The 25,080-nt window shown below is 65.0% G+C and carries 16 protein-coding genes and 1 tRNA gene; 6 read left to right on the forward strand and 11 right to left on the reverse strand.

The window, feature by feature from the left end; genetic code table 11:
* Positions 1 to 95: 95 nt before the first annotated feature.
* Both DEM25_RS14060 and DEM25_RS14065 read left to right on the forward strand, forming a co-directional pair.
* Positions 96 to 2,984 carry a 2Fe-2S iron-sulfur cluster-binding protein gene (locus DEM25_RS14060; RefSeq protein WP_109766477.1) on the forward strand — a complete coding sequence of 963 codons (2,889 nt, stop codon included), beginning with the start codon at positions 96 to 98 and terminating at the stop codon, positions 2,982 to 2,984.
* Positions 2,977 to 3,588: a sarcosine oxidase subunit gamma family protein gene (locus DEM25_RS14065; protein ID WP_109766351.1), complete on the forward strand. Its 612-nt coding sequence runs from the start codon at positions 2,977 to 2,979 to the stop codon at positions 3,586 to 3,588. The genes DEM25_RS14060 and DEM25_RS14065 overlap by 8 nt, the downstream gene beginning before the upstream one ends.
* A gap of 298 nt (positions 3,589 to 3,886) precedes the next feature.
* Here the strand turns inward: DEM25_RS14065 and DEM25_RS14075 are convergent, their stop codons facing one another.
* Together DEM25_RS14075 and guaD are read right to left on the reverse strand one after the other, a co-directional pair.
* Positions 3,887 to 4,249, reverse strand: a complete 363-nt coding sequence (locus DEM25_RS14075; RefSeq protein ID WP_109766353.1) for a hypothetical protein — start codon at positions 4,247 to 4,249, stop codon at positions 3,887 to 3,889.
* Positions 4,250 to 4,314: 65 nt separating this feature from the next.
* Entirely contained in the window at positions 4,315 to 5,631 is a 1,317-nt protein-coding gene (gene guaD / locus DEM25_RS14080) for a guanine deaminase (RefSeq protein WP_109766354.1), read from the reverse strand.
* A 173-nt stretch (positions 5,632 to 5,804) separates the two neighbouring features.
* On the opposite strand from guaD, the gene DEM25_RS14085 reads away from it, so the two are divergent.
* Complete coding sequence (locus DEM25_RS14085) at positions 5,805 to 6,107, forward strand: DUF6916 family protein (RefSeq protein ID WP_120222764.1); 303 nt, start codon at positions 5,805 to 5,807, stop codon at positions 6,105 to 6,107.
* Between the two features lie 19 nt (positions 6,108 to 6,126).
* On the opposite strand, the gene DEM25_RS14090 is transcribed toward DEM25_RS14085, so the two are convergent.
* The 6 genes from DEM25_RS14090 to DEM25_RS14115 form a co-directional block, all read right to left on the reverse strand.
* The gene (locus tag DEM25_RS14090) at positions 6,127 to 6,669 is read right to left on the reverse strand and encodes a GNAT family N-acetyltransferase (RefSeq protein ID WP_109766356.1); all 543 of its coding nucleotides are present in this window, start codon (positions 6,667 to 6,669) and stop codon (positions 6,127 to 6,129) included.
* Position 6,670: 1 nt separating this feature from the next.
* Positions 6,671 to 7,951, reverse strand: a complete 1,281-nt coding sequence (locus tag DEM25_RS14095; RefSeq protein WP_109766357.1) for a DUF8189 domain-containing protein — start codon at positions 7,949 to 7,951, stop codon at positions 6,671 to 6,673.
* Positions 7,952 to 7,985: 34 nt separating this feature from the next.
* Complete coding sequence (locus DEM25_RS14100) at positions 7,986 to 8,507, reverse strand: phage tail protein (protein WP_109766358.1); 522 nt, start codon at positions 8,505 to 8,507, stop codon at positions 7,986 to 7,988.
* 12 nt (positions 8,508 to 8,519) lie between these two features.
* Positions 8,520 to 9,041: a phage tail protein gene (locus DEM25_RS14105; RefSeq protein WP_109766359.1), complete on the reverse strand. Its 522-nt coding sequence runs from the start codon at positions 9,039 to 9,041 to the stop codon at positions 8,520 to 8,522.
* A gap of 42 nt (positions 9,042 to 9,083) precedes the next feature.
* The gene (locus DEM25_RS14110; protein ID WP_109766360.1) at positions 9,084 to 9,602 is read right to left on the reverse strand and encodes a phage tail protein; all 519 of its coding nucleotides are present in this window, start codon (positions 9,600 to 9,602) and stop codon (positions 9,084 to 9,086) included.
* A gap of 504 nt (positions 9,603 to 10,106) precedes the next feature.
* Positions 10,107 to 20,540: an inverse autotransporter beta domain-containing protein gene (locus DEM25_RS14115; protein ID WP_147393330.1), complete on the reverse strand. Its 10,434-nt coding sequence runs from the start codon at positions 20,538 to 20,540 to the stop codon at positions 10,107 to 10,109.
* Between the two features lie 442 nt (positions 20,541 to 20,982).
* Here DEM25_RS14115 and DEM25_RS14120 point away from each other — a divergent pair, with 442 nt between their 5' ends.
* Positions 20,983 to 21,504: an invasion associated locus B family protein gene (locus tag DEM25_RS14120; protein WP_158585276.1), complete on the forward strand. Its 522-nt coding sequence runs from the start codon at positions 20,983 to 20,985 to the stop codon at positions 21,502 to 21,504.
* 4 nt (positions 21,505 to 21,508) lie between these two features.
* The gene (locus DEM25_RS14125) at positions 21,509 to 21,904 is read left to right on the forward strand and encodes a hypothetical protein (protein ID WP_109766363.1); all 396 of its coding nucleotides are present in this window, start codon (positions 21,509 to 21,511) and stop codon (positions 21,902 to 21,904) included.
* Between the two features lie 21 nt (positions 21,905 to 21,925).
* On the opposite strand, the gene DEM25_RS14130 is transcribed toward DEM25_RS14125, so the two are convergent.
* The 3 genes from DEM25_RS14130 to DEM25_RS14140 all read right to left on the reverse strand — a co-directional run bounded on the left by DEM25_RS14130 (position 21,926) and on the right by DEM25_RS14140 (position 23,695).
* Positions 21,926 to 22,001, reverse strand: a tRNA-Lys gene (locus DEM25_RS14130).
* 90 nt (positions 22,002 to 22,091) lie between these two features.
* Positions 22,092 to 22,994: a PhzF family phenazine biosynthesis protein gene (locus DEM25_RS14135; RefSeq protein WP_109766364.1), complete on the reverse strand. Its 903-nt coding sequence runs from the start codon at positions 22,992 to 22,994 to the stop codon at positions 22,092 to 22,094.
* Entirely contained in the window at positions 22,991 to 23,695 is a 705-nt protein-coding gene (locus DEM25_RS14140) for an NUDIX hydrolase (RefSeq protein WP_109766365.1), read from the reverse strand. Before DEM25_RS14140 ends, DEM25_RS14135 begins: the two co-directional genes overlap by 4 nt.
* A 127-nt stretch (positions 23,696 to 23,822) precedes the next feature.
* On the opposite strand from DEM25_RS14140, the gene DEM25_RS14145 reads away from it, so the two are divergent.
* Positions 23,823 to 25,040, forward strand: a complete 1,218-nt coding sequence (locus tag DEM25_RS14145; RefSeq protein ID WP_109766366.1) for a TsoY family (seleno)protein — start codon at positions 23,823 to 23,825, stop codon at positions 25,038 to 25,040.
* Positions 25,041 to 25,080: the final 40 nt, after the last annotated feature.

The raw sequence follows: 25,080 nt of genomic DNA on the forward strand, positions 1-25,080 counted from the left end.
GGCAATGCGTGTGCGATGACCACGCCCCCCCTCCCACATTTATGGGGGAGGGGTAAGGGGTGGGGGCTCGCCGCCGCCACACGCGAGGCCGCCCCATGACCAGCCATCGGTGCGCAGAAGGCGGAACGGCCATCGACCGAACCGACACGGTCGGCTTCACCGTCGATGGCCGGCAATATTTCGGCCTTGCCGGCGACACGCTCGCCTCCGCGCTGCTGGCCAATGGCGTGCGCGTGATGGGCCGCTCGTTCAAATATCATCGCCCGCGCGGGCTGATGGCCTTCGGCGTCGATGAGCCGAACGCGCTGTTCACGGTCACCACGGACGGCGTGCGCGAGCCGAACGTGCGCGCCACCGAGATCGAGATTTTCGACGGGCTTGCGGTCGAAAGCCAGAACCGGTGGCCCTCGCTCGACAACGATCTGATGGCGATCAACCAGCTCGGCGGCAAGGCGCTCGCCGCCGGGTTCTACTACAAGACCTTCATGGGTCCGGTGATCGGCCCGCTGAAGGGAACGCGTTTCTGGATGATGTGCGAGCATGTCATCCGCCGCGCGGCAGGGCTTGGCCGGCCGGGCACGGCGCCCGACAAGAGCCGCTATGAGCGCATCAACGCCTTCTGCGACGTGCTTGTCATCGGCGGTGGCCTCGCCGGACTTAAACAAGCGCATGAAGCGGCCGAGACCGGCAGGCACGTCATCGTCTGCGAACTGGAGCCGCGATGGGGCGGCGCGGCCGATGGCAAAAAAGAGTCTGAAATCAGACAGATCGTCGAATCGCTTGAATCACGACCCAATGTCACGCTGCTCACGCGCACGACGGTTTGGGGCTGGTATGACGGCAACATGTTGGCCGCGACCGAGCGCGTCAGCGACCATCTGAAGACGGCGCCCGAAGGCGCGCCGCGCCAGCGTCACTGGGTGATCCGCGCGGAGCACGTCGCGCTGGCGACAGGCGCGCTGGAACGCCCCATCGTCTTCCCCGGTAACGACCGGCCCGGCGTGATGCTGGCCGACGCGGGCCGGCGCTATACGGAGACGTTCGGCGTGCTGCCCGGCCAGCATCTGGCGGTCTTTGCCAACAATGACAGCGCCTATGCGACCGCCGCGGCCCTGCGCCATGCGGGCGCCAACGTTCGCGCCATCGTCGATGTCCGGCCGGAGATCGGCGCCGCAGCGCAACGGTTGGCCGACCGCGCCGGCGGCGCCCTGAAGCTCGGCCACGCGGTGGTCGGCACGAGCGGTGCCAAGGGGCTCAAGTCGATCTCTGTCGCCCGTTACAATCACGAGACGCGAAGCTTTTCGGGCGGCGCCGAGGAGATCGAGACCGATTGCCTGCTCGTCTCGGGCGGCTGGTCGCCGGTCGTCCATCTGGCGAGCCAGGCCGGCGCCAATCCGGTTTGGGATGATGCCCTGCAAGCCTTCCTGCCGCCCAAGCCTGACGCACACTGGTCGGTCCATGGCGCGGCCGCCGGCGATCTGGATTTCGATCACGATCTCTCCCCTGCCCCAGCCCCGGTCTTCGAGATAGGGCATCCGGGCAAGGCGTTCGTCGACTTCCAGCACGATGTGACCGCCGACGATGTGCGCCTCGCCCATCGCGAGGGCTTCCGCTCGGTCGAGCATCTCAAGCGCTACACGACGCTCGGCATGGCGACCGACCAGGGCAAGACCTCCAACGTGCCGGGCCTGGCCATCATGGCCGACGCGCTCGGCAAGCCGATCCCGGACGTGGGGACCACGCGCTTCCGCCCGCCCTATACCGCTGCGTCCCTGGGCTCGATCGCCGCGGAACGCTATGGCGATCTGTTCCCGCACCGGCTGACACCAATGCACGACTGGCATGGAGACCATGGCGCGCGCATGTATGCCGCCGGCCACTGGGAGCGGCCCGAAAGCTACAACCGGCCCGGCGAGACCGTCGAACAGGCCTATGTGCGCGAGGCGAAGACCGTGCGATCCGGTGCAGGCCTCGTCGATGTGTCGACGCTGGGCAAGATCGACATTCAGGGGCCTGACGCGGCGGACTTCCTCAACCGCGTCTACACCAACGGCTTTGCAAAGCTCCCCGTCAACAAGGCGCGCTACGGATTGATGCTGCGCGAGGACGGGTTCGCCATGGACGACGGCACCACGTGGCGCCTCGCCGAGAACCGTTTCCTGATAACCACCACCACGGCCAATGCCGGCAAGGTGATGAGCCATCTCGAACTGTGCCTCGATGTCCACTGGCCGGACATGCGCGTCCATGTCACCTCGGTGACCGACCAGTGGGCCGGCGCGGCGATCGCAGGGCCGAAATCGCGCGACGTGCTGGCCGCATGCGTCACCGGGACCGATGTCGGCAACGACGCCCTGCCCTTCATGGGCATTGTCCACGGCGCGGTTTCCGGCGTGCCGGTGATGATCTGCCGCCTCTCATTCTCCGGCGAACTGGCCTATGAGGTCTATTGCGGCGCCCATCACGGCACCCATGTCTGGGAAGCGCTGATGGCGGCCGGCGAACCTTTCGCCATCGCACCCTACGGGCTCGAGGCGCTGGGCACGCTGCGCATCGAAAAGGGCCATGTCACCGCCGCCGAGATCGACGGACGCACCACGGCGCGCGATCTGCATCTCGACTGGATGCTGTCATCGAAAAAGCCGTTCGTCGGCTCGGCCATGATGAACCGCGAGGGCCTGACGGACCAAAGCCGCTGGACGCTGGTCGGCGTCGTCTCGCGCTCGGGTGAAAAGCTGCACGGCGGCTCCCATGTGGTCGCCGGCGACCGCGACGGACCGGGCCCCGGCCTTGGCCATCTGACCGCGATGGCCTTCTCGCCCGAGATCAACGCCTATGTGGGTCTCGCGCTGGTCGAGGATGGCGGCAACAGGATCGGCCAGCATCTTTACGCGACCGATCCGGTGCGCTCGGGCACGCACATCCCGATCGAGATCGTCAGCCAACACATGGTCGACCCGAAGGGGGAGCGGATGCATGGCTGAACCCTTCGTCTCGACCCCGGTCATCACCGATGCCGCCGAAAGCCCGCTCGCCGGCCACTATGAGCAGGGCGAGTTCGGCAATCTCGATCGCGGCGCCCGGGTCACGCTCACCGAACGCTTTGCGTTGGCCATCTGCGATGTCTGCGCGTGGCCAGGCAGCGAAACCAAGGCGGCAAACGCCATCAAGCGCGCATCCGGTGCGTCTGTCACCAAGACGAAGGACGCCATTGCCGAAGACGCGCAGGCGTTCCAGCACGCGCCGGGGCGCTGGAGCGTGGTCGCCCAAAATCCCGCCCTGCCCGAAGCGCTGGCCAAGGCGGTGGGTGAGAACGGCACCGTCGTCGACCTGTCGCATGGCCGCACGGTGTTGCGCATCGACGGGAGGCAATCACGCCGGGCGCTGTCGAAGCTCTTTCCGATCGATTTCAGGTCGGACGCTTTCCCGCTGGAAAAGGGCCTGGCGACCAGGCACCACGAGATCTTCGCGCAGATCCAGCGCGTCGGCGAGGATGCCTTCGACATCATCGTCTTCCGCTCCTACGCCCGCGCCTTCTGGCACGCACTTCGAAAGGCCAGCGAGGAAGTGGGCTACGCGGTGGCGTGAGCCCGGCCGGGCCTAGTGGCAGTGAACAGAGCCAGCGCGGTTGTCCATATGACAGCATTGGCCGGGGGGTGAGCTCTTTCTGCAGCCGCCGCCGTGAGCATTGGCGAGCGTGGGCGCGAAAACGCTCAGCGCAACAAGAATAACAAGAAACCTAATCATCACGTCCTCCTCCAACTGAACGATCAATAGTTGTATTGCAAGGTATCGCACAACATTGACGTGAATCAAGCGGGCGAGAGAAACCCGACCAAAATCAGTCAAGAAGCATCGGCCGGGCGACGTCCGCCGATTAGATGCTCTAGCAACCGCTCTTCACATAGGCGTCCGGAACCGCCTCGGTCCAGGCAACGGACTGCGCCGCTTCGCGATGACCGTAGGGACCATCCACCAGACAGAAGAAACCGTTGCGGAAGTTCGGATAGTCGCCGGTGTCGATGACGTCCAATCCCGCCCCGCCGCCGGCCATCGGGCCGCCCCAATAGTTCATCCGGTCGACGAGGGCCGACCGGTCCTGGCCGCACCCGAGAACGACATACCAGCCGCAACCGCGAAACGAAGCCTGTTCCACGTGGTCGGGCGTGCCGATCTGATTGGCGCCCGCAGCGCCTGCAGCGCCCGCCGATGCCAGAAGTGTCGCCGCGACAGTCCAGTGCCGTGCCATGTCAAGAACCTCAACCGATCAACCACAATGGTGCGAGACTGCCAAAGCCCTGCAACGGCGTCACGTCAGTCACGGCCCGCGGGCCGTCCCGCCACATAGGCCGCCGTCACCGCCCGGTCGTCGCCGAGCGTCTGCAGGACGAACAGTTCCTCTGCCAGCGTCTCGACTGTTTCCATGCGCAACGCCATCGCTTCGGTCGCCCGTGCATCGAGCACGATGAAATCGGCTTCGGTGCCCGCGTCGAGCGTCCCGATCCTGTCCGCCATGCCGATGGCTTCCGCATTGCCCAGCGTCGCCTGCCAAAAGGCACGCATCGGATGATAGCGATGGCCCTGGAGGTTCAGCACCTTGTAGCCTTCGTCGAGTGTCTTCAGCAGCGACCATGATGTGCCGCCGCCAATGTCCGTGGCGATCGCATGCCGCACGCCGTCGCCCTTGATGCGGTCGAGATCGAACAGGCCGCTGCCCAGGAACAGATTGGAGGTCGGGCAGAACACCGCTACCGCACCGGTCTCGGCCATGCGCCCGATCTCGCGCGCGCTCAGGTGAATGCAGTGGCCCATCAGGCTTTTGCCGGTCAGAAGGCCGAAGCGCTCATAGACATCGGTATAGTCGGCAGCGTCGGGAAACAGCGCCTCCACCGCTTCGATCTCGCTATGGTTTTCGGACAGATGCGTCTGGATCAGGCATTCGGGATGCTCACGCGCCAGCGCCCCGGCCGCCTCCATTTGCGCATCCGTCGAGGTCAGCGCGAAACGCGGACTGATCGCGACTTCCAGCCGTGCTTCGCCGTGCCAGTCGGCGATCAGCGCCTTGGTGTCGTCATAGCCGGACTGGGCGGTGTCGGTCAGCGCCTCGGGCGCGTTGCGGTCCATCATCACCTTGCCGGTGACCAACCGCATGTTGCGCGTTGCCGCTTCGGCCAGAAGCGCGGTCGCCGACCCCTTGTGCACCGAGCCGAAGGCAACGCATGTCGTCGTCCCGTGCGCCAGCAGCATGTCGCAAAAGCGTTTGGCCATCGTGGCGGCGAAGCGCGGATCGCCATATCTCTGCTCTTCGATGAAGGTGTATGTGTTCAGCCATTCCAGGAGCGAGCCGGCATAGGAAGCCACCACCTGACCCTGCGGGAAGTGGATGTGCGGATCGATGAAGCCCGGCACGATCAGGTGCGGACGATGGTCGGCATAATCCGCGCCGCGATGGTCGGCCGGCAGGTCGGACCAGTCGCCCACCCAGGCGATGCGGCCGTTGCGGCAGACCAGCCCGCCATCCTCGATCAGGATGAAGGACGCTTCGTCGTCGGCACCCAGCGGCTCGTGGTGAAACCACAACAGCCGCCCGCGCACGATGGTGATGGTCCCGCCCTGCGTGCCAGATGCCATGTCCCGTTCCTTCCGGCCAAACGAGTCGACTATGGGCGAGATATGGGGCGGTTGGAAGGGTCGCGCTGCGACTTGGGCGGCAAGGCGGTTCGGCGGACGGTTAGCGGTTTTGCATGGGCGCGAAACCGCCTATGCTGGCGGCCCGGACACGGCGAACGCAAAGGCCCGCACCCATGACTTCCTGGCCCGACATGCAAGACATCACCATCGCGGACTTCGAGGCGCGCCGGCAAAGCGCGGTGAAACTCGTCGCCGAAGGCGAGTCGATGCCGCTCGAGATCGCCGAGATCAACCCGATGGGCCAATCGCAGCGCGAGGGCGGCGCCTTTTCGGTGGTGCTGCGCGGCCCGCGCGAACCGGTGGTCGACCAGGCGACGCACCATCTGGTGTTCGAGGATGACGGGCCGATCGACCTGTTCCTGGTGCCCGTCGGCGAGGACGCCTCGGGCATGCTCTATGAGGCGGTGTTCACCTGACGGCGAGCTTCGTCGCCGCTCAGTCGGCGTCCCTGCGCATCAGCCAGTAAACGCCCTTGTCCTCGCGCGGCGTGAAGCCGAGGCGCTCGTAAAGCCGCATCGCCGGATTGTTCTTTTCGACATGGATGCCGACGCCGAGGCCGCCGGCGCCGGCCAGCGAGATGACGTCCTCCATCATGGCGCGGCCGAGCCCCTGCCCGCGAACATCGGGCATCAGGGCGATGTCGATGACCCGGATCTCCGAGGGCCAGCGCTCCAGATAGAGCCGGCCGGCCGGCGCGCCGCCGCGCTCGGCGATCAGCCAGTCGGCATCCGGATAGTGCTCCATATAGTGGGCGTGCTGGGCTTGGAATTGCTGGTCGAGGAATGCCGCCTTCTGCGCATCGCTCCACGGGAGCGGCGCGACCTCCTCGGCGCGGGTGGCGGCATAGAGCGCGGACAGAAACCCCATGTCGGCGTCGGCGATGCGGCGGAAGGCCAGGCCGTTTGCGGCGGCGCGCGGCAGATGCGGCAGCGTCCGCGCGGCGGGCGCCCCGCCGGCCGCCGGCGCATGTGTCGGCATGTCAGTTCGTCTCGGGGGGTGTCAGGTCGCGCACGACGCCATAGGTGAAGATGCCATTGTCGGCCAGCATCGACCATCCGGCGGACCAGCTCGTCGAATCGGTGACGAACTGGGTGACGATCTTCAGGCTGTTGGTCTTGCTCATGCCCTGGAAATAGGTCAGCCGGCCATCGGCATTGTAGTCCATCTTCATCAGGCCGAAATCCTCGACCTTGCCGACCTGCTCCCAGGCCGTCCATTGCTGCAGCAGCGAATCGACCTGCTGCTTGTAATAGAGCTGCGCATGCTCGCCGACGGCCATCAGCGAAATGTGCCCGTCACCGTCGATCGCCGAGGTGACATTGAAGATGACGCCGCCCGTCATGCCGGGCCGCACCCATTCGCTCCAGCCCTCACCACCGGGAGGATCCTGCCGGATCTGCACCACTTCGGCCAGATTGCCGACCATGAAGATGTTGACCGCGCCCTGCCGGTCGAGAACGGCGGTCGGCACCGAACCGGCGCCGCCGCTCATCGCGTCATCGATCCGGACCCAGCCGGTCCAGTCGCCGGCCGCCAGCGCCGTGCCGGTCTTTTGCTGGTTGACATAGACCGCGCGGTCCTTGGGATCCTGCCCCAGCCCGATCACAAGAACGCGGCCATCGGCGTTGTTGGTGACGGCGATGGACGACACGTGCTCACCGGGCAACGGAATCCAGGCGCTCCACGGCTCGTCGGGCGGCTCGGCCACCTTGACATGCACGGTGATCGGTTCGGTCTGGCCGGGCGGCGTGATCTGCTCGGTCTTGTCGACGATCTTGGGCGGGTTCTGATAGATCCACCAGACATTGCCGCCGGAATCGTCGACACCGAAAATCTCGATCCGCCCGTCGGCGTCGCGCGTCATCGCGAGCACATGAAACCCGGCAAGCCCGTCCGGCATGCCAAGGCTCACAGGCGCGTTCCAGCGCTCGGCGCCGCCGGGCCCCTGCGGCGCCTCGTCGATATAGTGCACCGCAAGCGGCGCATCCTTGGTCTGCGCGACAAAAGCCACACGGCCATCGGTGGTCGAGCCGGTGCCGAGCACGATATAGGCGTTATCGTTGATCGTCGCCCATGTGCCGCTCCACGGCCCGTTCGGCGCGGTCTGCGCGGTCCACATGGGCTTGTTGCCCTGATTGACGTCGAGCCCGACCACCATCAGCCGCGACAGTTCGGCGAACGGCGTCTCTTCCAGTTCGCCAGCGGCCGGCAGGCCGGTTTCGTCTTCAAGGTCGATTTCGGTGCGTTCGGCGTCGCTCATGGTCGCGCTCCCTGATGTCCGTCTTGTCGGTCGGCTAGCCGCGCGACGGGTAAAGCCCGACCAGCGCGATGATGAAGTTCATCACCAGAAAGGGCTGCAAATTGTTGTGGGCCTGACTGCCGCCGGCATTTGGCAGCGCCGCCATCGGCACGAGATTTGCCGATGTGTTCGACTGGTAAAGCGAACCGCCCCTTGACCTTGCCAAGGCAACATTGGCCGCCAGCGTGCCCTGTTCACCATTTTCGCCCGACGCGCGCATCGTGTGGTTGTGGTTGGGCATTTGCGCTTCGCTCAGCGTCACCATCTCGGTGCCGCCGCGCTGGCCCAGGCGCCGCGATGTCAGCCCCGGCCCGCGGCCGGGATGCATCGGCGCACGCCCCTGCATGTTCGGCAGTGCGGTGGTCGACCGGCCGTCACCGCCATAGGTGGTGCCGATCAGCGAAAACAGGGCCGTGTTCTGCGAAATCGGCAGCAGCTGGCCGTTGCAGAACGCCCAGCCGCGCGGCGCGAAATTGCCGGCAAAGATGCGAATCTCGGCGGTGAACGGTTCGGACATGGTGCGTCTCCCTCAGTGCCGGCTCGGATAGATGCCGAACAGCGCGATGATGAAATGGACGCACAGATACGGCATCAGATTCGTGTGCGATTGGCTCCCACCGGTCCGGGAGACCGCCGTCGCGGCCATGTTCACGTCAAGCGCCTCTGTCGCGCTGAAAGGTTCGAGCACCGTACTGGTGCCAAGTCGGTTGCCGGAAGGATCGGGCAAGTTGGCGTTGCTGGTCGTTCCCTGCTCGGGATGGGTATGGCTTGGCAGTTGGTTGACCGTAAGCGTGACCTTCTCGGCGCCACCTTTCGCGCCCAGCCGGCGTTCCGAAAGGCCCGGCCCGTGGCCGGCGTGGATCGGCAGCCGCCCGCGCATGTCCGGCAAGCCGAAGGTGGTGCGGCCATCGCCGCCATAGATGGTGCCCAGAAGCGAGAACAGCGCATCGTTCTGCGACACGGCCAAAAGCTGGCCATCGCAAAAGGCCCAGCCGCGCGGGGCAAAATTGCCCGCAAACATCCGGATTTCTCCGACGAAAGGTTCGGACATGTTCGCGGCCCTCCCAAGCCCTTGGTAACGTACTGGCGCCGATCAGTTGCGCGAGGGAAACAGGCCCTGCAGGGCGATGCAGAAATTGACGGCGATGTAGGGCTGCATGTTTTCGTGCGACTGGCCGCCGCCCACGTTTGCGATGGTGCCGGATCGCAGGTTTGCCAGATTGCTCGCCGACGCGGAGTATGGCCCGCCGACCTCTCGCGCGAGAACGGCGCCGGTCGTGTTGATCGAGTTTCCGTCGGTCGACGACGCCTCAACATTGTGCGTGTGTTGCGGCATCTCGTTGGCCGCAAGCGCGTGGGTTTCCTCACCGCTCTTCTGCCCCTCGGTGTGGAACTGGCCGCCATTGGAGCGGCCGGTATGCATCGGCGTGCGTCCGCGCAGATCGGGCAGAGCGAAACTCGTTCGCCCGTCGCCGCCATAGGTGGTGCCCAAAAGAGAATAGAGCGACTGGTTCTGATTGATCGGCAGAATCTGCCCATCGCAGAAAGCCCAGCCTCGAGGCGGAAAGTTGAACGCCATTATGCGAACTTCGGCAAGGAACGGTTCGGACATTCGGAAACCCCTCGGCGAAACTGGTCAGCCAAGCCTACTTGTCAGCATTATGTCATTTTTTACTGGCTGTCTTTTTTGAAGGCTGCATGACAATCGCCCTTACTGTCAATGAAATATTTGAAGATTATTTGTTGCACTGCAATGACTTGTCGCCTTTGCCGGGTATCGGAACACTCTTCTATCGGAAGGTGCAACGCACCCTGCGGGGGATGCCGGCCAACGCGGATACACCGCGACCACGAGCGTCTCGCATTGCCGAGCTTTCAGGCGTCGACAAGGCAAGGCGCCCGCCGGCGCCAGGATGACACGGGGCGGAGCCGGCGTGTTGGCCTACGGTCCGTGTCGGCCTCTACGGCCTATGGCAGCGCACAGGGTGCCACACCGAAACTGATCGTGCCGGCGGTCTGCCGCAGGCGCATGACGCCGGTTGTGGCGTTGAACGGCGTATCGCCTCGGATTGTGCCGAAGAAGGCATTGCCGGAAAAGTTGGGCAGACCGTCGCGCCTATGGCAATGTGCAGGCAGCACTGCCGAAGTTGATTGTGCCAGTAACCGTTACAATACCGGTTCCGCCATTCACAGCCTGTATATTGGCACCGCTTGTCTGAACAGAGTTATGCGTACCTGCAGTCTGTCGAACTCGAATGATGCGGGAACCTGCACCAAAGGGTGCTCCATCAATTGTTCCGGAGAATGAATTACCGGAAATATTGGAGCATGTTGTACCGCCTGCAATTGTGTTGGCAACCTGGATCGGCCGGTCGAAGTCATGTTCCCTGAAGACGTTGTTGGTGATGGTGATGTTGCTGGTTCCCGCCATCACGTTGTTAGAGGCGAACACGCCTTCAAAACTTGCGATCTCCTGAATCGTGTTGTTGTTGATGTTGACGGTCATGGTGCTGCCGCCCTCGTTGCCGACACGGATGCCGCTGCCCAGTTGCGATCCCGACCCGGCCGTCCCGAGCGTGCCGATCGTGTTGTCGGTGATCGTGGCGCGGAGTGTGCCGACACCGGGCCCAAGCGTGCCGTTGGTGAACAGGTTGATCGCATTGGAGCGGATGCCGGTAATGGTGTTGCCAGCCCCTCCCGCATCGGCGCCATCGCGGATGTTGACCGTAAGCTGTGGCCCGGCGCCGACGCCATCTGAATCCAGGGTACCGGAGATTGCGACATTCATGCCATTGAACGTGCTGTCCTCGACGGTCAGCGTGCCGACATGGCCACGACCGACGTCCAGTTCCAGGCCGGTGCCCTGCAGACCGCCGGCAGCCCCCGACGCTGTGCCGTTGCCGAATATGGACGTGTTGACCGAGACATTCGTCGTTCCGGCATTGCTTGTGTTCACGCGGAGACCACCCGCTCCCACACCGGCCAATGTTTCCTGGAAGGTCGATCCGGTCACCGTCATGGTCAGGTTGCCACCGGCGGCGGTTCCCCCATCGCCGGTATTGTCGATGGCAAACAGATCGCTGCCCGTATCCCGGTTGATGAGGTTGGTGATGGTCACAGTGCCCGTCAGGCCCTGGAACTGGATGTTGTCCTCTCCAGCCGCATTGCCGAAGGCCTCGACGGTCGTATCGGTGATCGTCAACCCGGAAACAGATTGACCGGAAATGCCCACCTGACCGGCATTGTTGTTGCCATTGATATCAAGATTGTTGAGCGTCAGATTGGCAACGTTGGTCAGCTTCACTCCCGCATTGTAGTTCGCGATGTTGCCGCCGAACACGGATGAACCCGCGCCTTGCGTCGTTGCCACATTGGTCAGGTTCATGTTGCGCAGGTCGACATTGCTGGCGTTGGTCAGCTGAATGGCGTTGCCCGTTACGTTCTGGATCGTGCCGCCCGAGCCGTCCGTTGTGCCCGTTCCCGTCACCGTAAACCCGCCCGCACCCGTATTGTTCAGCACGATGGCGTTGGTTCCGCCATTTTGGGTCACGCTCTGGAACGTCACGCCCGCCGCGCCGATCGTCGTCCCGGAGATCGTGATGCTCGTCCCGCCCGTCGAATTCACTGTGTTGCCGGCATCCTGAACCGTCACCGTGCCGCCGCCGGTGGCGCTGAAACCCGTGCCGGAAGTGGTGTCGATATCCAGCGCGCCATTGGTGAAATTGACCGTGCCGTTGGTATTGCCGGTGACGACGACACCCGCGTTCGTGACCGTATTGACCTGCTTGGTGGTGCCCGAAAAGGTCACCGTCGCGGCCGTACCATTGTTGATGCCGCTGACAAGCAGGCCGCCCCCAGTGGCGTTGTTGTCGGTGAAATTGCCCGAAAGCGTGACCGAACCGCCCGTCAGTTCGGCCACTTCGGCGGCCAGACCGGTCGCGCCGGACGAGTTGACGTTCGTTGCGATGTTGATCGTCGCGTTGCCGCCGCTGGTGTTCGACCCGGCAGAACCAATCCTGATGGCCTGGAAGTTGCCCGTATTCGTGATCGTGCCGCCTTGAACGGTCAGACTTCCGGAGACGGTTTGCAGGTCGATGGCGCGATCGCCGCTGATGGCACTCACGTTCACGCTGGCGAATGTGGCGTTGAGCGCAGCATTGAAATAGCCGCCGATGGCCATTCCGCTCGTCGTCTGGATCGTGTTGCCCAGGCCCGAGACATTGACAGTGCCGCCGCCGGCCGCCCGGAACGCCCTGCCGACGGTCGTCGTGATGGCCAGTCCGCCATTGGTGAAATTGATGGTCGACGTGCCATTGTCTCCAACCGCCACGGCCGCGCCGGCCGCGCCGGTCGCACCGGTCCTGTTGACCACCTTGCTGGCGCCCGAGAAGGTATAGGTGCCTGCGGTGTTGGCTGCGACCGAAATCGCGGCATTGGCACCGGACAGGTTCAGGTTGCCCTGGAAATCGACGGTGCCGGCAGTGTTGCTGCCGGCGCTGATTCCACTGCTCGTTCCCGTCGTCGTCACTGAACCGCTAATGGTGACATTACCGCCACTGCGGTTGATCACGTTCGCGCCGGCGCCAGAAGCGCCGCTATGGGTCACGTTCGCGGCGATATTGACGGTGGTGTCGCCACCATTGATGAGAAGAGCGCTATTTGACTGGGTGGCGGTTGCGCCGAATGTGCCGCCATTGATGTTAACCGTGCCTGTCGGCGCGAAGCCACCGGTTTCGCCGACAAAAAGACCGAATCCACCGCCGTCGATGTCCACGGTTGTGAAGGTTACGGTTCCCGCCGGATCGAGAATTCTGATGCCTATTCCGCTTGCATTGTCGATCGTCGCCGATGCAAAGCTCATATTGGAGGTCGAACCTCCGGTTATCTCGATGGCGTCGCGCGTGCCGCCACCGGTCGTCCCGGCGCTGGTCACCGCACCGCCGCTCAAAGCGCCGCCATCCACATCCGACAGGAAGATCGCGTCGCCCGCCACCGAGCCGCTGTTCTGCAACGTGTCGAAATTGACCCCGGTGCCGATTGTGACCTGATTGAGGTTCAAGATCTGGCCCGTCGTCGTGTTGATCGTCTCGGTGCCGGCATTGGCGACGTTGAGCGTCAGCGAGCCGCCGGAACCGTCAGCGATGAAACCGGTGCCGGTCGTCGTGTCGATGTCGAGACCGCCGGTGAAGCTGACTGTCCGGTTGCCGGCACCGTCGATCTGAACACCACCGCCGGCAGTGCCCGTATTGTCGATGACCGTGTTGCCGAAACTGATCGTACCGTCCGAGGCGTTGACGTGAATGCCGGCGTTGGTCGAGTTGGTGATGGTCGTTGTGCCCGTGACCGTGAAAGTGGAGCCGGCGCTGCCCAGATCGATCTCGACGCCTGAGTCGGTCGAATTGGTCGAGGTCACGTTCTGCAGCGTGATGTTTGTGACCGTCGGGTTGATGAACACCGCCGTGCCGTTGTTGGAGGTGATCTGGTTGGTGCCACCCGGATCGTTGACGGTCACCGTACCCGAGTCGGTCGCACGGAAACCGAACGCGCCGACGCCGTTCACGGTGATGTCGACGCCGTTGAACGTGTAGGTGCCGGTGTTCGCGCCGCCTGCGCTGGTGCCCAGATCGACGCCGTCGCCATCGAAGCCGACGGCATTGCTGATCGTCGTCGTGCCGCCGAATGTGACATTGCCGGCCGAATTCTCGATCCGGATGCCGTCCAGCACCGCATTGTCGATGGTCGTTGTGCCCGTCACGCCGACCGCGGCGCCGGCAATATCCACATTGTCCACCCAGAAGCCGGTCCGGGCCTGGTTTGTGGTCAGCGACGCGAAATCGGTGCCGAAGCCGGTTGCGCCGGCACCGACACCGCTGACGAGAACGCCGAGCGTCGTGGTGGTTCCGCCCAGCCCTATTCGGGTGGCGCCGAAATCGATATCGACGCCGGTGCCGCCGATGCTGTCGATCACGATGCCGCGACCGGTTGCCTGGGCCGCCGTCCGGTTGATGTCGGTGGCGGCGAAATCGATGTCCTGATTGTTGCTGCCCAGGTTCGTGATCTGGATGCCGGCATCGGTGTAATTGTCGATCGTGGTCGTGCCCGTGACGGCGAAGCTCGAGTTGGCGGCAAGATTGAAAAGCACGACCCCGTCGGCGACGGTGCCGCTGCCATTGGCCGTGATCGAGGTCAGGGCGAAATTGAGCGCCCGAACGCTGCTCAAATTGACCGCCGGGCCACCGGTGATGTTGAAGTCGCCGGAGGTCGCAGACACGGACAGTCCTGCGCCGCTGGCGGTAAGTCCCGCGCCGTTGGCCGTGGCGACGTCGAGGTCGGCAAATGTCACCGAACCGGTGCTGCCGCCGGGGCCGGTCAGCTCGATCGCAGTGTCCGTGCCGCCATTGCCGTAGCCGGTGATCGCCACATTGCCGAAGGTCAGCGTGCCAGCGCTGTGGGCAGTCACTTCGATAACGCTCTCACCGGTCGCATTGGCCGATGTCACCGCGCCGAACTGGATGGCGCCGCCCGATTGGCTGGCAATGTCGATCACATTGTCGACGTTGTTCGCCGCGTTGATGGCCGCGTTGAACGTGACATTGCGCGCGCCCGCGCCGATGGAGACGACGGTGCCGGTCGTGCCGTCAATGTCGGATGCCGCGTCCACCGTGATTGCGCCGGTCGATGCGCCCGTGGCATCGATGGAAAGCGCGCGGCCGACATTGGCGGCGACCTGCGCGGTCAGATCGACATCGGTCAGCGCGACGCCACCTGCATTGTTGTTGAGCGCGATGCCCGTTCCGCTCGGCGTGATATTGGTGATCTCGACATTGTTGATGGTCACCGCATTGGCGGCGCCATTGACCGAGATCGCCGCATCGCCCGCGCCCAGACCCACCCCGTCGAACACCGTGTTGCGGATGGTCGAATTGCCTGCACCTGCCGCCGTCGCGACGATCGAGGTCGCTCCGCCATTGGAGTTGCTGGCGATGACCGTGTTCTGCGTGACAGTGCCGCCGGTGGCGCCCAGATTGCCCTCCACATTGGCCGGCTGCGTGGTGCCGAACGCGATCACGCGGCCGTCGTCGAAGCCGTCGAGCGACTGGCCGTCCTTCAGCGTGAAACCGTCCGCGCCGCCGCCGGTGACATCGATCGTCCCTCCAGCCGTGTGCGCGACAAACACGAACGTCTGGTCCGCATCGGCAAGCGCTTCTGCCGCAGCGACCGTGATCGTGTTCAGGCCGCCGCCGGTCGAAACGTTGAGCCCGTGCGTGCCGGCGGCGATCACGCCGCCCGTCTGGCTGACGAACACCGCCGACCCAGCCGCGCCGGGCAGGTTGGCGCTGTCGCCGGCGCCGAACATCACATCGTTGAAATCGAAGCTGGAAGCCGCCAGCGTGCCGCCGCCCACATCGACGGTGAAGGCGCCGGCCTGGCCGTTGACGTTGATCGACGATCCGGTGTCGCTGCCGCTCTCGCCGTCGCCGAAGGTGAACTGGACCGCGGCCGTGTTGTCGATGACCACGCCGCGATGCAAGTCGGTGATCGAACTGGACGGGCCACCGGCCGGGTCGATCTGGCTGCCCAGATTGACGATCTGGTTGCCCAGCACGCCGGTCAGATCGACGCCGATGGAACTGGTCGACGTGTCGGGTCCCGAAATGGCGACGGATTGGAAACTGACCGTGCCGCCCAGCGTCGCCGTTGAAAAATCGATGCCCTTCTGGTTTGCCGCGGCGCCCACATTGGTGATCGTGGTGACACCGAAGGTCACCGTGCCCGGCGTTCCGGCGATCGAGATCGCATCGGCGTTCGCAGCCCCGGCTGCCATCTCGATATCGACCTGGCCGAAACTGACATTGGCATTGGCGTTGACCAGCGCAATGCCGCCGGCGCCGGCATTGTTGATGTCGACCGCGCCGTTGAAGGCGATCGCACCGGCATTGTCCGACAGGTTGATGCCGGTATTGGCGGGACTATTCAGCGTGACCGTTGTTCCGGCGGAAAAGGCGACGTTGGCGCCAGCGGCCACGTTGGCGATCTGTATGCCGATGGTATCGGTAATGGTCGCGCCGGTGAAGCTGACCGTGCCGCCTGTCACGGTGTTGATGTCGATCGCGCGTCCGCCGGTCGTGTTGGCGATCGTGCCCGACACGGTGATGTTGCCGGTCGTGCCGCCCCGGATCGAGACCGCGTCGCCGCCATTGGAGGTGTGGCTGATGTTGGCGCCGAAATTGACGGTCATCGCGCCGCCATTGATGTCAAGCGCCTCGCCGGTTCCGCCCTTGGTCACCGTGCCGCCGGTGGCGGTGAAAGAACCGCCGCCATTGTTCTCGATCAGCACCGCGGTGCCCGTGGTGCCGCTGACATTCAGAGTGCCCAGATTGACCGCCGCGGTGGAATTGACCACACGCACGCCCTGGGTCGTCGAACCGGTGACCGATGTCGTGCCGGTGACCGTGAAGGTGCCGGCGATCGTATCCAGATTGACGCCGCGCCCGGCGCTGTTGGCCGACGACAGATTGTCGAAACTGACGCCGGCCGCGCCGATGGTCACGCCGTTGAGGTTGATGGCCTGGCCGGCGGTCGTCGTCACGCTCTCGTCGCCGCCGGTCGCGGCCACGGAGATCGTGCCGCTCAAGGCCTCGAAGCCGGTCCCGTTGACGGAGTCGATATCCAGCCCGCCGGTGAAATCGAAGGTGCCGCCCGCATTGGAATTGGCGATGGACACGCCGGTGCCCGCGCCGGTCACATCGATGTCGACAAGCCCGGCGAATGTCGCGGTGCCGCCGGTGGTGGTATCGATGTTGATCGCACCGGCATTGTTGGAACCGGTGCCGGTGATCGTGCCGTTGAAGGTGACATTGCCGCCGGTGTTGTTTTGCAGCGAGACCGCGCCGGTGGCGCTGGTCACCGTGCCGCCCACCGTGATCGCGCCAGACGCGCCGTTGCGGTTGGCGACCTGCACCGCGTAACCGGCGTTCTCGGAGATGTTGGCGTCGATCTGGACGGTGCCCGCGCCGGTGCCGTTGATCCGCGCGCCGTTGGCGATCGTGCCGCCCGAGACCACGACATTGGACGTGCGGGCATTGCCCGAGATGTCGAGGCCGGTGGTGACCGCCGTGCCGTCGATGTTGACGCTGGCCAGCGTGATCGTGCCGCCCATTGCGTCATTGATGTCGATGCCGCTGCCGGTCGAGGTGCCCGCCGTCGTCGCCTGATCGAAATTGATGCCGCCGGCCGCAACCGTCACACCATCGAGATTGAGCGCCGTACCCGTCCCCGTGGCGACAAGCCGCTCCGTACCCGCATTGGCGACACCAACCGTGCCGCCACCGGTGGCATTGAAGCCGATACCGTCTGCGGTCGTCACATCAAGCCCGCCGGTGAAATTGGCCGTGGTGTTGAGCAGGTCGACACCGTTGCCCGCTGTCGTCGCGACCGTCGTGTTGTTGAACGTGACCGTGCCGGTGACATTGTCCAGATCGATGCCCTGGCCGCCGGTGATGTTGCGGATCGTCAGGCCGGTGGATGTGATGCCGATGGCACCGGTGCCGGCCAGCCCGTCGCCGCCGGCCGTGTTCTCGATGATGAAATCCTGGGTCGTCACCGCGCCCAGCGCGGTCAGCGTGTCGCCGGCGCCGGTGTTGGTCAGCGTGGCCGCGCCGTTGCCGGTCGGATCGTTGATAACGGCCCCAGCGCCGGGCACGCCGGTGAAGTTGGCCGGAATGATCAGGCCGCTGGAGGCGAAGGTGCGGCCGTTGCCGAACGAGGCCATCGTCTGGTTATTGTGCAGCGTGAAGCCGTCGACATCGTCGATCGCAGCGCCGTCATTGATCAGTACGAATGTCGTGTTGGCGGTGATGATCGCGTCGGCGGTGATGACATTGGCGCGGTTGTTGACGTCCGAACCCGAGCCGTCGCCGGTGGCCGTCGCGGCGACGAAGACGAGGCCGTTGCCGCCGGCAGCGTTGAAATCGAGCGTGCCGGTGAAGATCACATCGTCGAAATCGTAAGAGCCGTTCGTCACCGCCGAACCGTTGGCGATCGCGGTGGTTCCGGCAATCGTCGAGCCCTGGTCGGTCGGGCTTTCGCCGTCGCCGAAAATGAAGGTTGCGTTGGACGCGGCGCTGAACTGCACGCCGACATTGACGCCGGCGATCGATGCGCTCTGTCCCGCGACATTGCTGTCGCCCAGCTGGACGGTGCCGGTGCCCGACGTGCCGGACAGATCGACGCCGGTCGTGCCGACGGCGGTGGTCGATGTCACATCGAAATCGGTGGCCGTCACATTGGCGTTTATCGTTGCGCCATTGAGGTCGAACGCGGTGCCATTGGCACCGGAGAGCGCGATGTCGAGATCGGCGAAGGTCACGGCGCCGCCGGTCGTGCCCTGGAAATCGACGCCCGTGCCTGCGCCCGCCACATCCACCTGCGTCATGGCGCCGAAACTGACCGGCGCCGTGTTGCCGTTCAGGTCGATGCCCGTGCCGGTGGTCGTGTCGATATCGAGATTGCCGGTAAAGGCGATCGTGCCGGCATTGTTCTGGAGATTGATGCCGGTCGCCGTGCCTGTGTTTGCGGTGACCGGGCCGCCGAAGGTGACGGTGCCGCCCGTCCGGTTGCGGATGTCGATGGCGCTGGCGGCACCTGTCTGGGTGACCGCGCCGTCATGGCTGATCGCGCCGTTGCCGCCCTCGATGCGGAACCCGCCGCCGGCGCTCGTGACCGTGCTGCCGGTCATCGAGAACGTGCCGGTGAGATTGGTCAGCGCAACCCCGATGCCCGCGCCGCCATCGAACATCGAATTGGAGACGTTGATCGTCGCGCCCGTGTTCTGGAACGCCAGACCGCCATTGGTGCTGCGCACGTCGTCGATGGTGGCGATACCGGTGAAACCGTTGCCGCCGATGCCAGCCGCCCCGTTGGTGGCGATGCCGCGCACGAAGGGGTCGGCATTGGCGCCGAAATCGACGCTCGCCACCGTCGGCCGGCCGCCAAGCCCGCCCAGCGTCAGCACCGACTGCAGCGCATCGGTCAGCGGCACGCTTAGCGTGCCCGTGTCTCCTGCGCCGACGACCCGCTGGTTGGCCGCGTTCAGCGCAAAGGCCGATGCGATGTCGCCAGCGACATCGACGGCGACGAACGTGTCGCCCGCACCGGCCAGCGACTGCGCGACGGTGAAGGTACAGGCATTCTGGACGCTCGAACAATCGCCCGTGCCCTGGGCGGTCTGCGCCACATGGAAGACCTGCAACGTCTGGCCGGTCGCCGCGTCGGTCACCGGTCCCATGTCCTCGACCGGCCCGTCCACTTCCGGCGCCACGACATTGTCGAAGCGCTGCACCGGCCGCACCATCAGATCGTCGATGTCGCCGAAACCCGCGCCCTCGTCGCCGCCATTGCGCGATATGCCCAGCGGCATGCGGAAGCGCAGCGTCGCATTGCCGTGCGTGCCGTTGTAATTGTCGTTGCGAAGTTCGCCGCCAATGCTCAGGCTGGCGCCGTCGAAGCCGAACGGATCGTCGAACTGCAGTTCGGCGCGGGCCAGCCCGCCCTCGACCCTGGTGCCGCCGCGCGCAAACCGGTAATAGCCGGCATTGACCCGGAACGTCGTGTCGGGATCGAGCTCGAAACGCAGGCCGGCCTCGACATCGAAGCCGGGAAGCGCCTGCTCCTGCCGCGAGGTGCCCGTCAGCACCACATTGGTGCCCTGCAAGGTGATGCCGCTGGTGGTCGTTCCGGCAACCGTGTAGGTGCGCGAGCCCGGCAGATAGCCATTGATGCGCACTTCAAACCGCTCGGTAATCAGTTCGGCGCCGATCGTGCCCTGGACGAAGCTGTTGCCATTGCTCGAATTGCGGAAATCGACAAAGCCGTAAACGCCCAGGATCGTGTCCTGGCCGAAGATGAAATCGGGCACGATGTGCCGCACGCCGCCGCCCAGTCCTGCTTCCTGGGAGGGCTCGCTGGTCAGGGTGCCGCGGGCATTGAGGAAAACCAGCCAGTCGTCGGCCTGCGCGACCGGCACGAAAAGATCGACCGTACCCGTCGAGCTGGGCGTGCCCGGGCGGGCGATGAAGTCGATATAGGGGCCCCATTTGGGTCCGGTCGATAGCGGGTCCGACGTTGCGCCGAATGCGTTGAGAATGCGCTCGCCGGCCGTCAGCGCGTAAGTCTCGGTATCGTGCCCGGACGGACCGGCGGCGGCCGTACCGACGTCGGCATCGCGGTCGCCGCTGAACGCGGCCCCGATCCGCTGGTCGATCGTCGCACTGCCGGAAGGTGAATCGAGAAAATAGTCGTGCGTCGCGTCTGTCCCGACCGGCACCATGGCCGGCTGGGCACCGGCGGATTGGATGGATGCATCTCCGGACGTCGGATCAAGACCGTCCAGCAATCCCGAAGCCAATGTGTCGCCGATACCGGCTGCGACCGCGAGCGCCGTCAGCGAAGCCGTCGCTGCAAGCCTGTGCCGGACTGCCTCGGGAACACGAAGGTGCTGCGACTCCGCCACGTCGAAACCGAAGGCGCCAGCCCGACCAACATGCAACATCCTGTCCACCCCCAACCAGGGCCCATAGCTCATCGCGGAATCGCGTCGATCCGCACAGCCATTGTTAGCCCGCCTGCCTTGCGCAGACCTGCCTTGCTAGGTCCTTGGCGGCATTGGAATTCTTCAATGCAGACTTGGCCGGGCCAGCAAGACACTTTCCCCTGGGAAATCGTTAACTGATGTTGCGCTTGTACGCCATGCGTTTGAAAACTCTATTCTTCCGATTGTTGCCATTTCGACACAGCCTTTTTGAGAAAAACGACCGAATGCGTTCAGTGAAAGGCCCCAAAAACAACCTATGGACGCTGAATTGACTATGTGCAGGCCAAACGTGCAGTCGGTCGGGCTGGACAGGACCCACACCGGTTGCCGATAGAGGATGCCGGCGCCGACACGTCCGACGGCGAAGGATGAGACTGCCGTGCACACAGGAAACACAGCCATGACTGGCCGCAACCGCCTCGCCCACAATACCGCGGTTGCGCTTCTTTTTGCCCTGTGGCCGCAGGCACAGGCCAACGCACAGACGCTCGCCGAACCGCATGGCGACTGGGTCGTGCAGTGCGCCGACCCTGGCAACCGGGCGTCGCGATGCCAGATGGCCCAGACTCTGACCGCCGACGGCACGGGCCAGCATGTCATGACGATGATCGTTCGGCCCGCCGATGGCGCCGCCGGCCTGACCGCGCTCGTCCGGCTGCCGCACGGGCTTTATCTGCCCGGCGGCATCGCGCTGCGGGTCGACGGCGGCGCGCCGGTGACGGCCCTCATCCAGACCAGCGATGCCGGCGGCGTCTATGCGTCCGTCCCGCTGCCCGCCGCGCTTGTCGATGCCATGAAAGCCGGCCGGTCGATGACGGTTGCCATGCAGTCGGTCAAGCGCGAGCCGATCGCGCTGACCGTGTCTCTGGCCGGTTTCACGGCGGCATCGGGCGCCCTCGCCGCCCGTTCAGGGGGAGATTGAGGCCATGACCGTCCATGAAGGCCGGAGCTTCAACAATGCGCGCATCGATCTCGATGGCGCTGCGTTCCGCAATTGCCGCTTCACCGGTTGCGAGATGGTCTATTCGGGCGGGCAGCCGCCGGAAATCACCGGGTGCCATTTCGACGATTGCAGCTGGTCGTTCGGCGGCAGCGCCGCGCTGACGCTCGGTTTTCTGTCGGCCATGCATGGCGGGGGCTTCGCGGATCTGGTGGAACGCACGTTCGAGATGGCGCGCCAGGGCCGGTTCGCCGACCTGCCGGCATCCGCCGCCGGCAGCGCGACGCCGGCCGGATCCGTCGAAAAATCAGACGCCGCCGACCGGGATCATCCGCTGATGTTCCGGATTCCAAGAGTGCTCAAACGGCCTCTGCGGCGGTAAACGGCCTGTCACGTCGGGGAATGGTGGGTGAGCAGGGACTCGAACCCTGGACCCGCTGATTAAGAGTCAGCTGCTCTACCATCTGAGCTACACACCCGGCCGGAGCGTTATCTAGGCCCGTGGCCGGGCTGTGTAAAGGGAGCGCGGCCCGCCGCAGGTCCGCACCAACAGGCCCGGTCAGCCCCCGTCAAACCGTCAGCCGTCCTTCGGCCACCTTGACGGCATGGCCGCCGATGCGCGCGGCATCGATGGCGCCGTCGCGTCCGGTGATCTCCAGCCTGATGCGCGACGGCCGGCCCATCTCGACGCCCTGCTCGATCCACAGCGCGTTCGGCCCTTCGGCAAGCCCGTCGAAATGGTGGACGGCGCCGGCGAACGCGGCCGCCGCCGAGCCGGTTGCCGGGTCTTCCGGTATGCCGTGATGGGGCCCGAACATGCGCGCGTGGAAGGCCGCATCGTGGGCGACCGTGTCCCGGCAGTACAGATAGGGACAGATGACGTCGAGCGGGTCCTGGCCGGGAAAGTGGGCGAGCCAGGCGGCCATGTCGAACCGGGCCCGCGCCATCGCGTCGAGCCCGGCGAGCGGCACGCACAGGAAGGGATTGCCCGCGCTCCACTGGCTGACGCGGTGGTTCTCGAACCCGATGTCACTGGGTGCCAGGCCCAGCGCAACCGCCACCGCGCCCTCGTCCAGGACCGCCTGCTGCGCCTCGGGCAGGCGCGGCAGGTCGAATTCGGCATAGGGCACCTCGCCGCCATGCAGCGCCACGCGCACCGGGCCTATGGCTTCCTCGATCACCATCAGCCGGTCATCGGGCCCGCCATCGCGCTCGGCCAGCGCGATCGCTCCGCCAACGGTCGGATGGCCGGCGAACGGCAACTCGCCGCCCGGCATGAAGATGCGCGCCGCGGCGGTGTGCGTCCGGCTGACGGCGGCGGAAAAGAAGATCGTTTCCGACAGGTTGAATTCGCGCGCGATCGCAGCCATCGCCGCGTCGTCGAGCATGTCGGCGTCGAACACGACCGCCAGCGGATTGCCCGCAAAGCGCTGGTCGGTGAACACGTCGTAGACCGCATAGGCAAGGCTCATCGCCCCTCTCCCCTCTCCACATCGTCAAAGTGCCACAGGGCCAGCGCCCGCGCATAGGGACGCAGCCGGTCGGTATCGTCGCGCGATCGGATGGCGATGAGCTCGGCCAGCTCGTCGTCGCCGGTCGCCGCCTGATGGGCACGCACCCGCGCTTCGCATTCGGCAAAGCTCAGCGCAAGCCGGCAGCGCCGCGCCACATACCAGGCATGATCGATGGACGCAGCGACCATCGCCGGATCGAAATCGGCCAGCGGCGGTTCAAGCCCGGTCTCCTCGGCCAGCTCGCGGCGGATGTTGCCGGTGATGTCGATCCGGCCGCCTGCGACATCGCCGGGATCGAGCGAGCCGGCGGGAAAATAGATCTGGCCGGCATTGGCCGTATGGTCGGCCATGCGCGCGGCGATGATCGCGCCATCTGTGGTCACGCCCAGCGAAGCGCCGGTGATGTGGACCGCGCTGCCATCGCGCCGATGATCGCGCCAGAAAAGGAAGGCGGCATAATCGGTACGGTGCGCCGTGCCGTGCAGAACGCCGCCATGGACCCTGACATCGGTGAACAGGAATTGCGGCCCGTTCCAAAGGCGTGGTTGCGCGGCGACCCGCCGGTTCCAATGGGCGGCGATCGCGTCCGCATGGCGCTCGACGAATGCCAGCGGCGCTTCCGTCACGGTCAATTGCGTCGAATCAAGCCGTACCAGCATGGGCGGGCCTTAGCATGATCGTTGCGGCCGGCGCAGCGGCACAACAGCACTTGCGGCTTGATCTCGATCAATTATATAAATGATCATCAATATAAAAGATATCCCATATTCCAATGGAGGTTCACCGATGTCGAACGCATCATCCCAACCGGCTCCGGCCTGGCAGCCGCTCTACTTCCTGGCGGCGCTGGGCGCAGGCGGCCTTGCCGTTTCCTTCTTCATGTATCTGATGTGGATGACGCCGCATGCCGGCCAGCCCATCCCGTCTTTCACCACGCTGCTCGCCGCCTTCAGTGACGGCACGCTGGCGATGAAGGCGCTGATCGCCGTCGGCGTGGCCGGCATCGCCGTCTTCACCGCGCTCTATGTGCGCCTGCTGATCTGGAACGTCGTCCGGTTCCGCGACTGGCATCCGTCGGAAGCGGCCATCACCATGCGCCGCACCAACACCGGCTCGTCCATCATGGCCGCGCCGCTGACCTATGCGATGGGCATCAATGTCGGATTCATCGTCGGCGCCGTGTTCGTGCCCGGTCTTTGGGAACGCGCCGAACTCCTGTTCCCGTTCGCGCTTTTGGGCTTTGCGGCGATCGGCGTCTACGCGCTCAAACTGTTTTCCGGCTTCATGACGCAGATGATCGTCGAGGGCGGGTTCGACTGCGCCAAGAACAACTCGCTTTCACAGATGCTGTCGGTCTTCGCCTTCGCCATGGTCGGCGTCGGCTTTTCGGCGGCTGCGGCCATGAGCCACAACCAGATCGTCTCGGTGATCGGCTTCATGGGCGCGAGCTTCTTCGTCGTCGCCGCGATCATCTTCGGAGCGATGTTCCTCGTCATGGGCTTCCGTTCGATGCTCGAGAACACGGCCAATCCGGAGACGGTTCCGACGCTGTGGATCATCATCCCGTTCGTCACCGTCGTCGGCATCGCGCTCTACCGCATGAACATGGCGCTCGACCACAATTTCGGCGTCGAGTGGCTGGCCGGCGACCGTTTCGCCTTCCTGACCACGCTGTTTGCCATCCAGATCCTGTTCGGTGTTCTGGGCTACGCGGTGATGAAGCGCACGCGCTATTTCGAGACCTACGTCTCGGGCCCTGCCAAGTCGCCCGGCTCGTTCGCGCTGATCTGCCCCGGCGTCGCGCTGTTCGTCTTCGCAAACTTTGTGATCAATCCCGGCCTTGTCGGTCTGGGCGTGATGGACAAGTTCTCGATCGGCTATTTCATTGCCTACGCGCCGCTGGTTGCGCTGCAGGTGCTGACGATCCGGACCTTCTTCCGCCTGTCGGGCAAGCTGATCACCACCGACCGGGCCGCACCGGCCGCCGCTGTCCCCGCCGAATAAGACACGAGGCGCAAACGCATTTCCGAGCCGCCGGCACCCT

It is taken from the genome of Oceaniradius stylonematis, from assembly GCF_003149475.2.
Taxonomy (GTDB): Bacteria; Pseudomonadota; Alphaproteobacteria; order Rhizobiales; family Rhizobiaceae; genus Roseitalea; species Roseitalea stylonematis.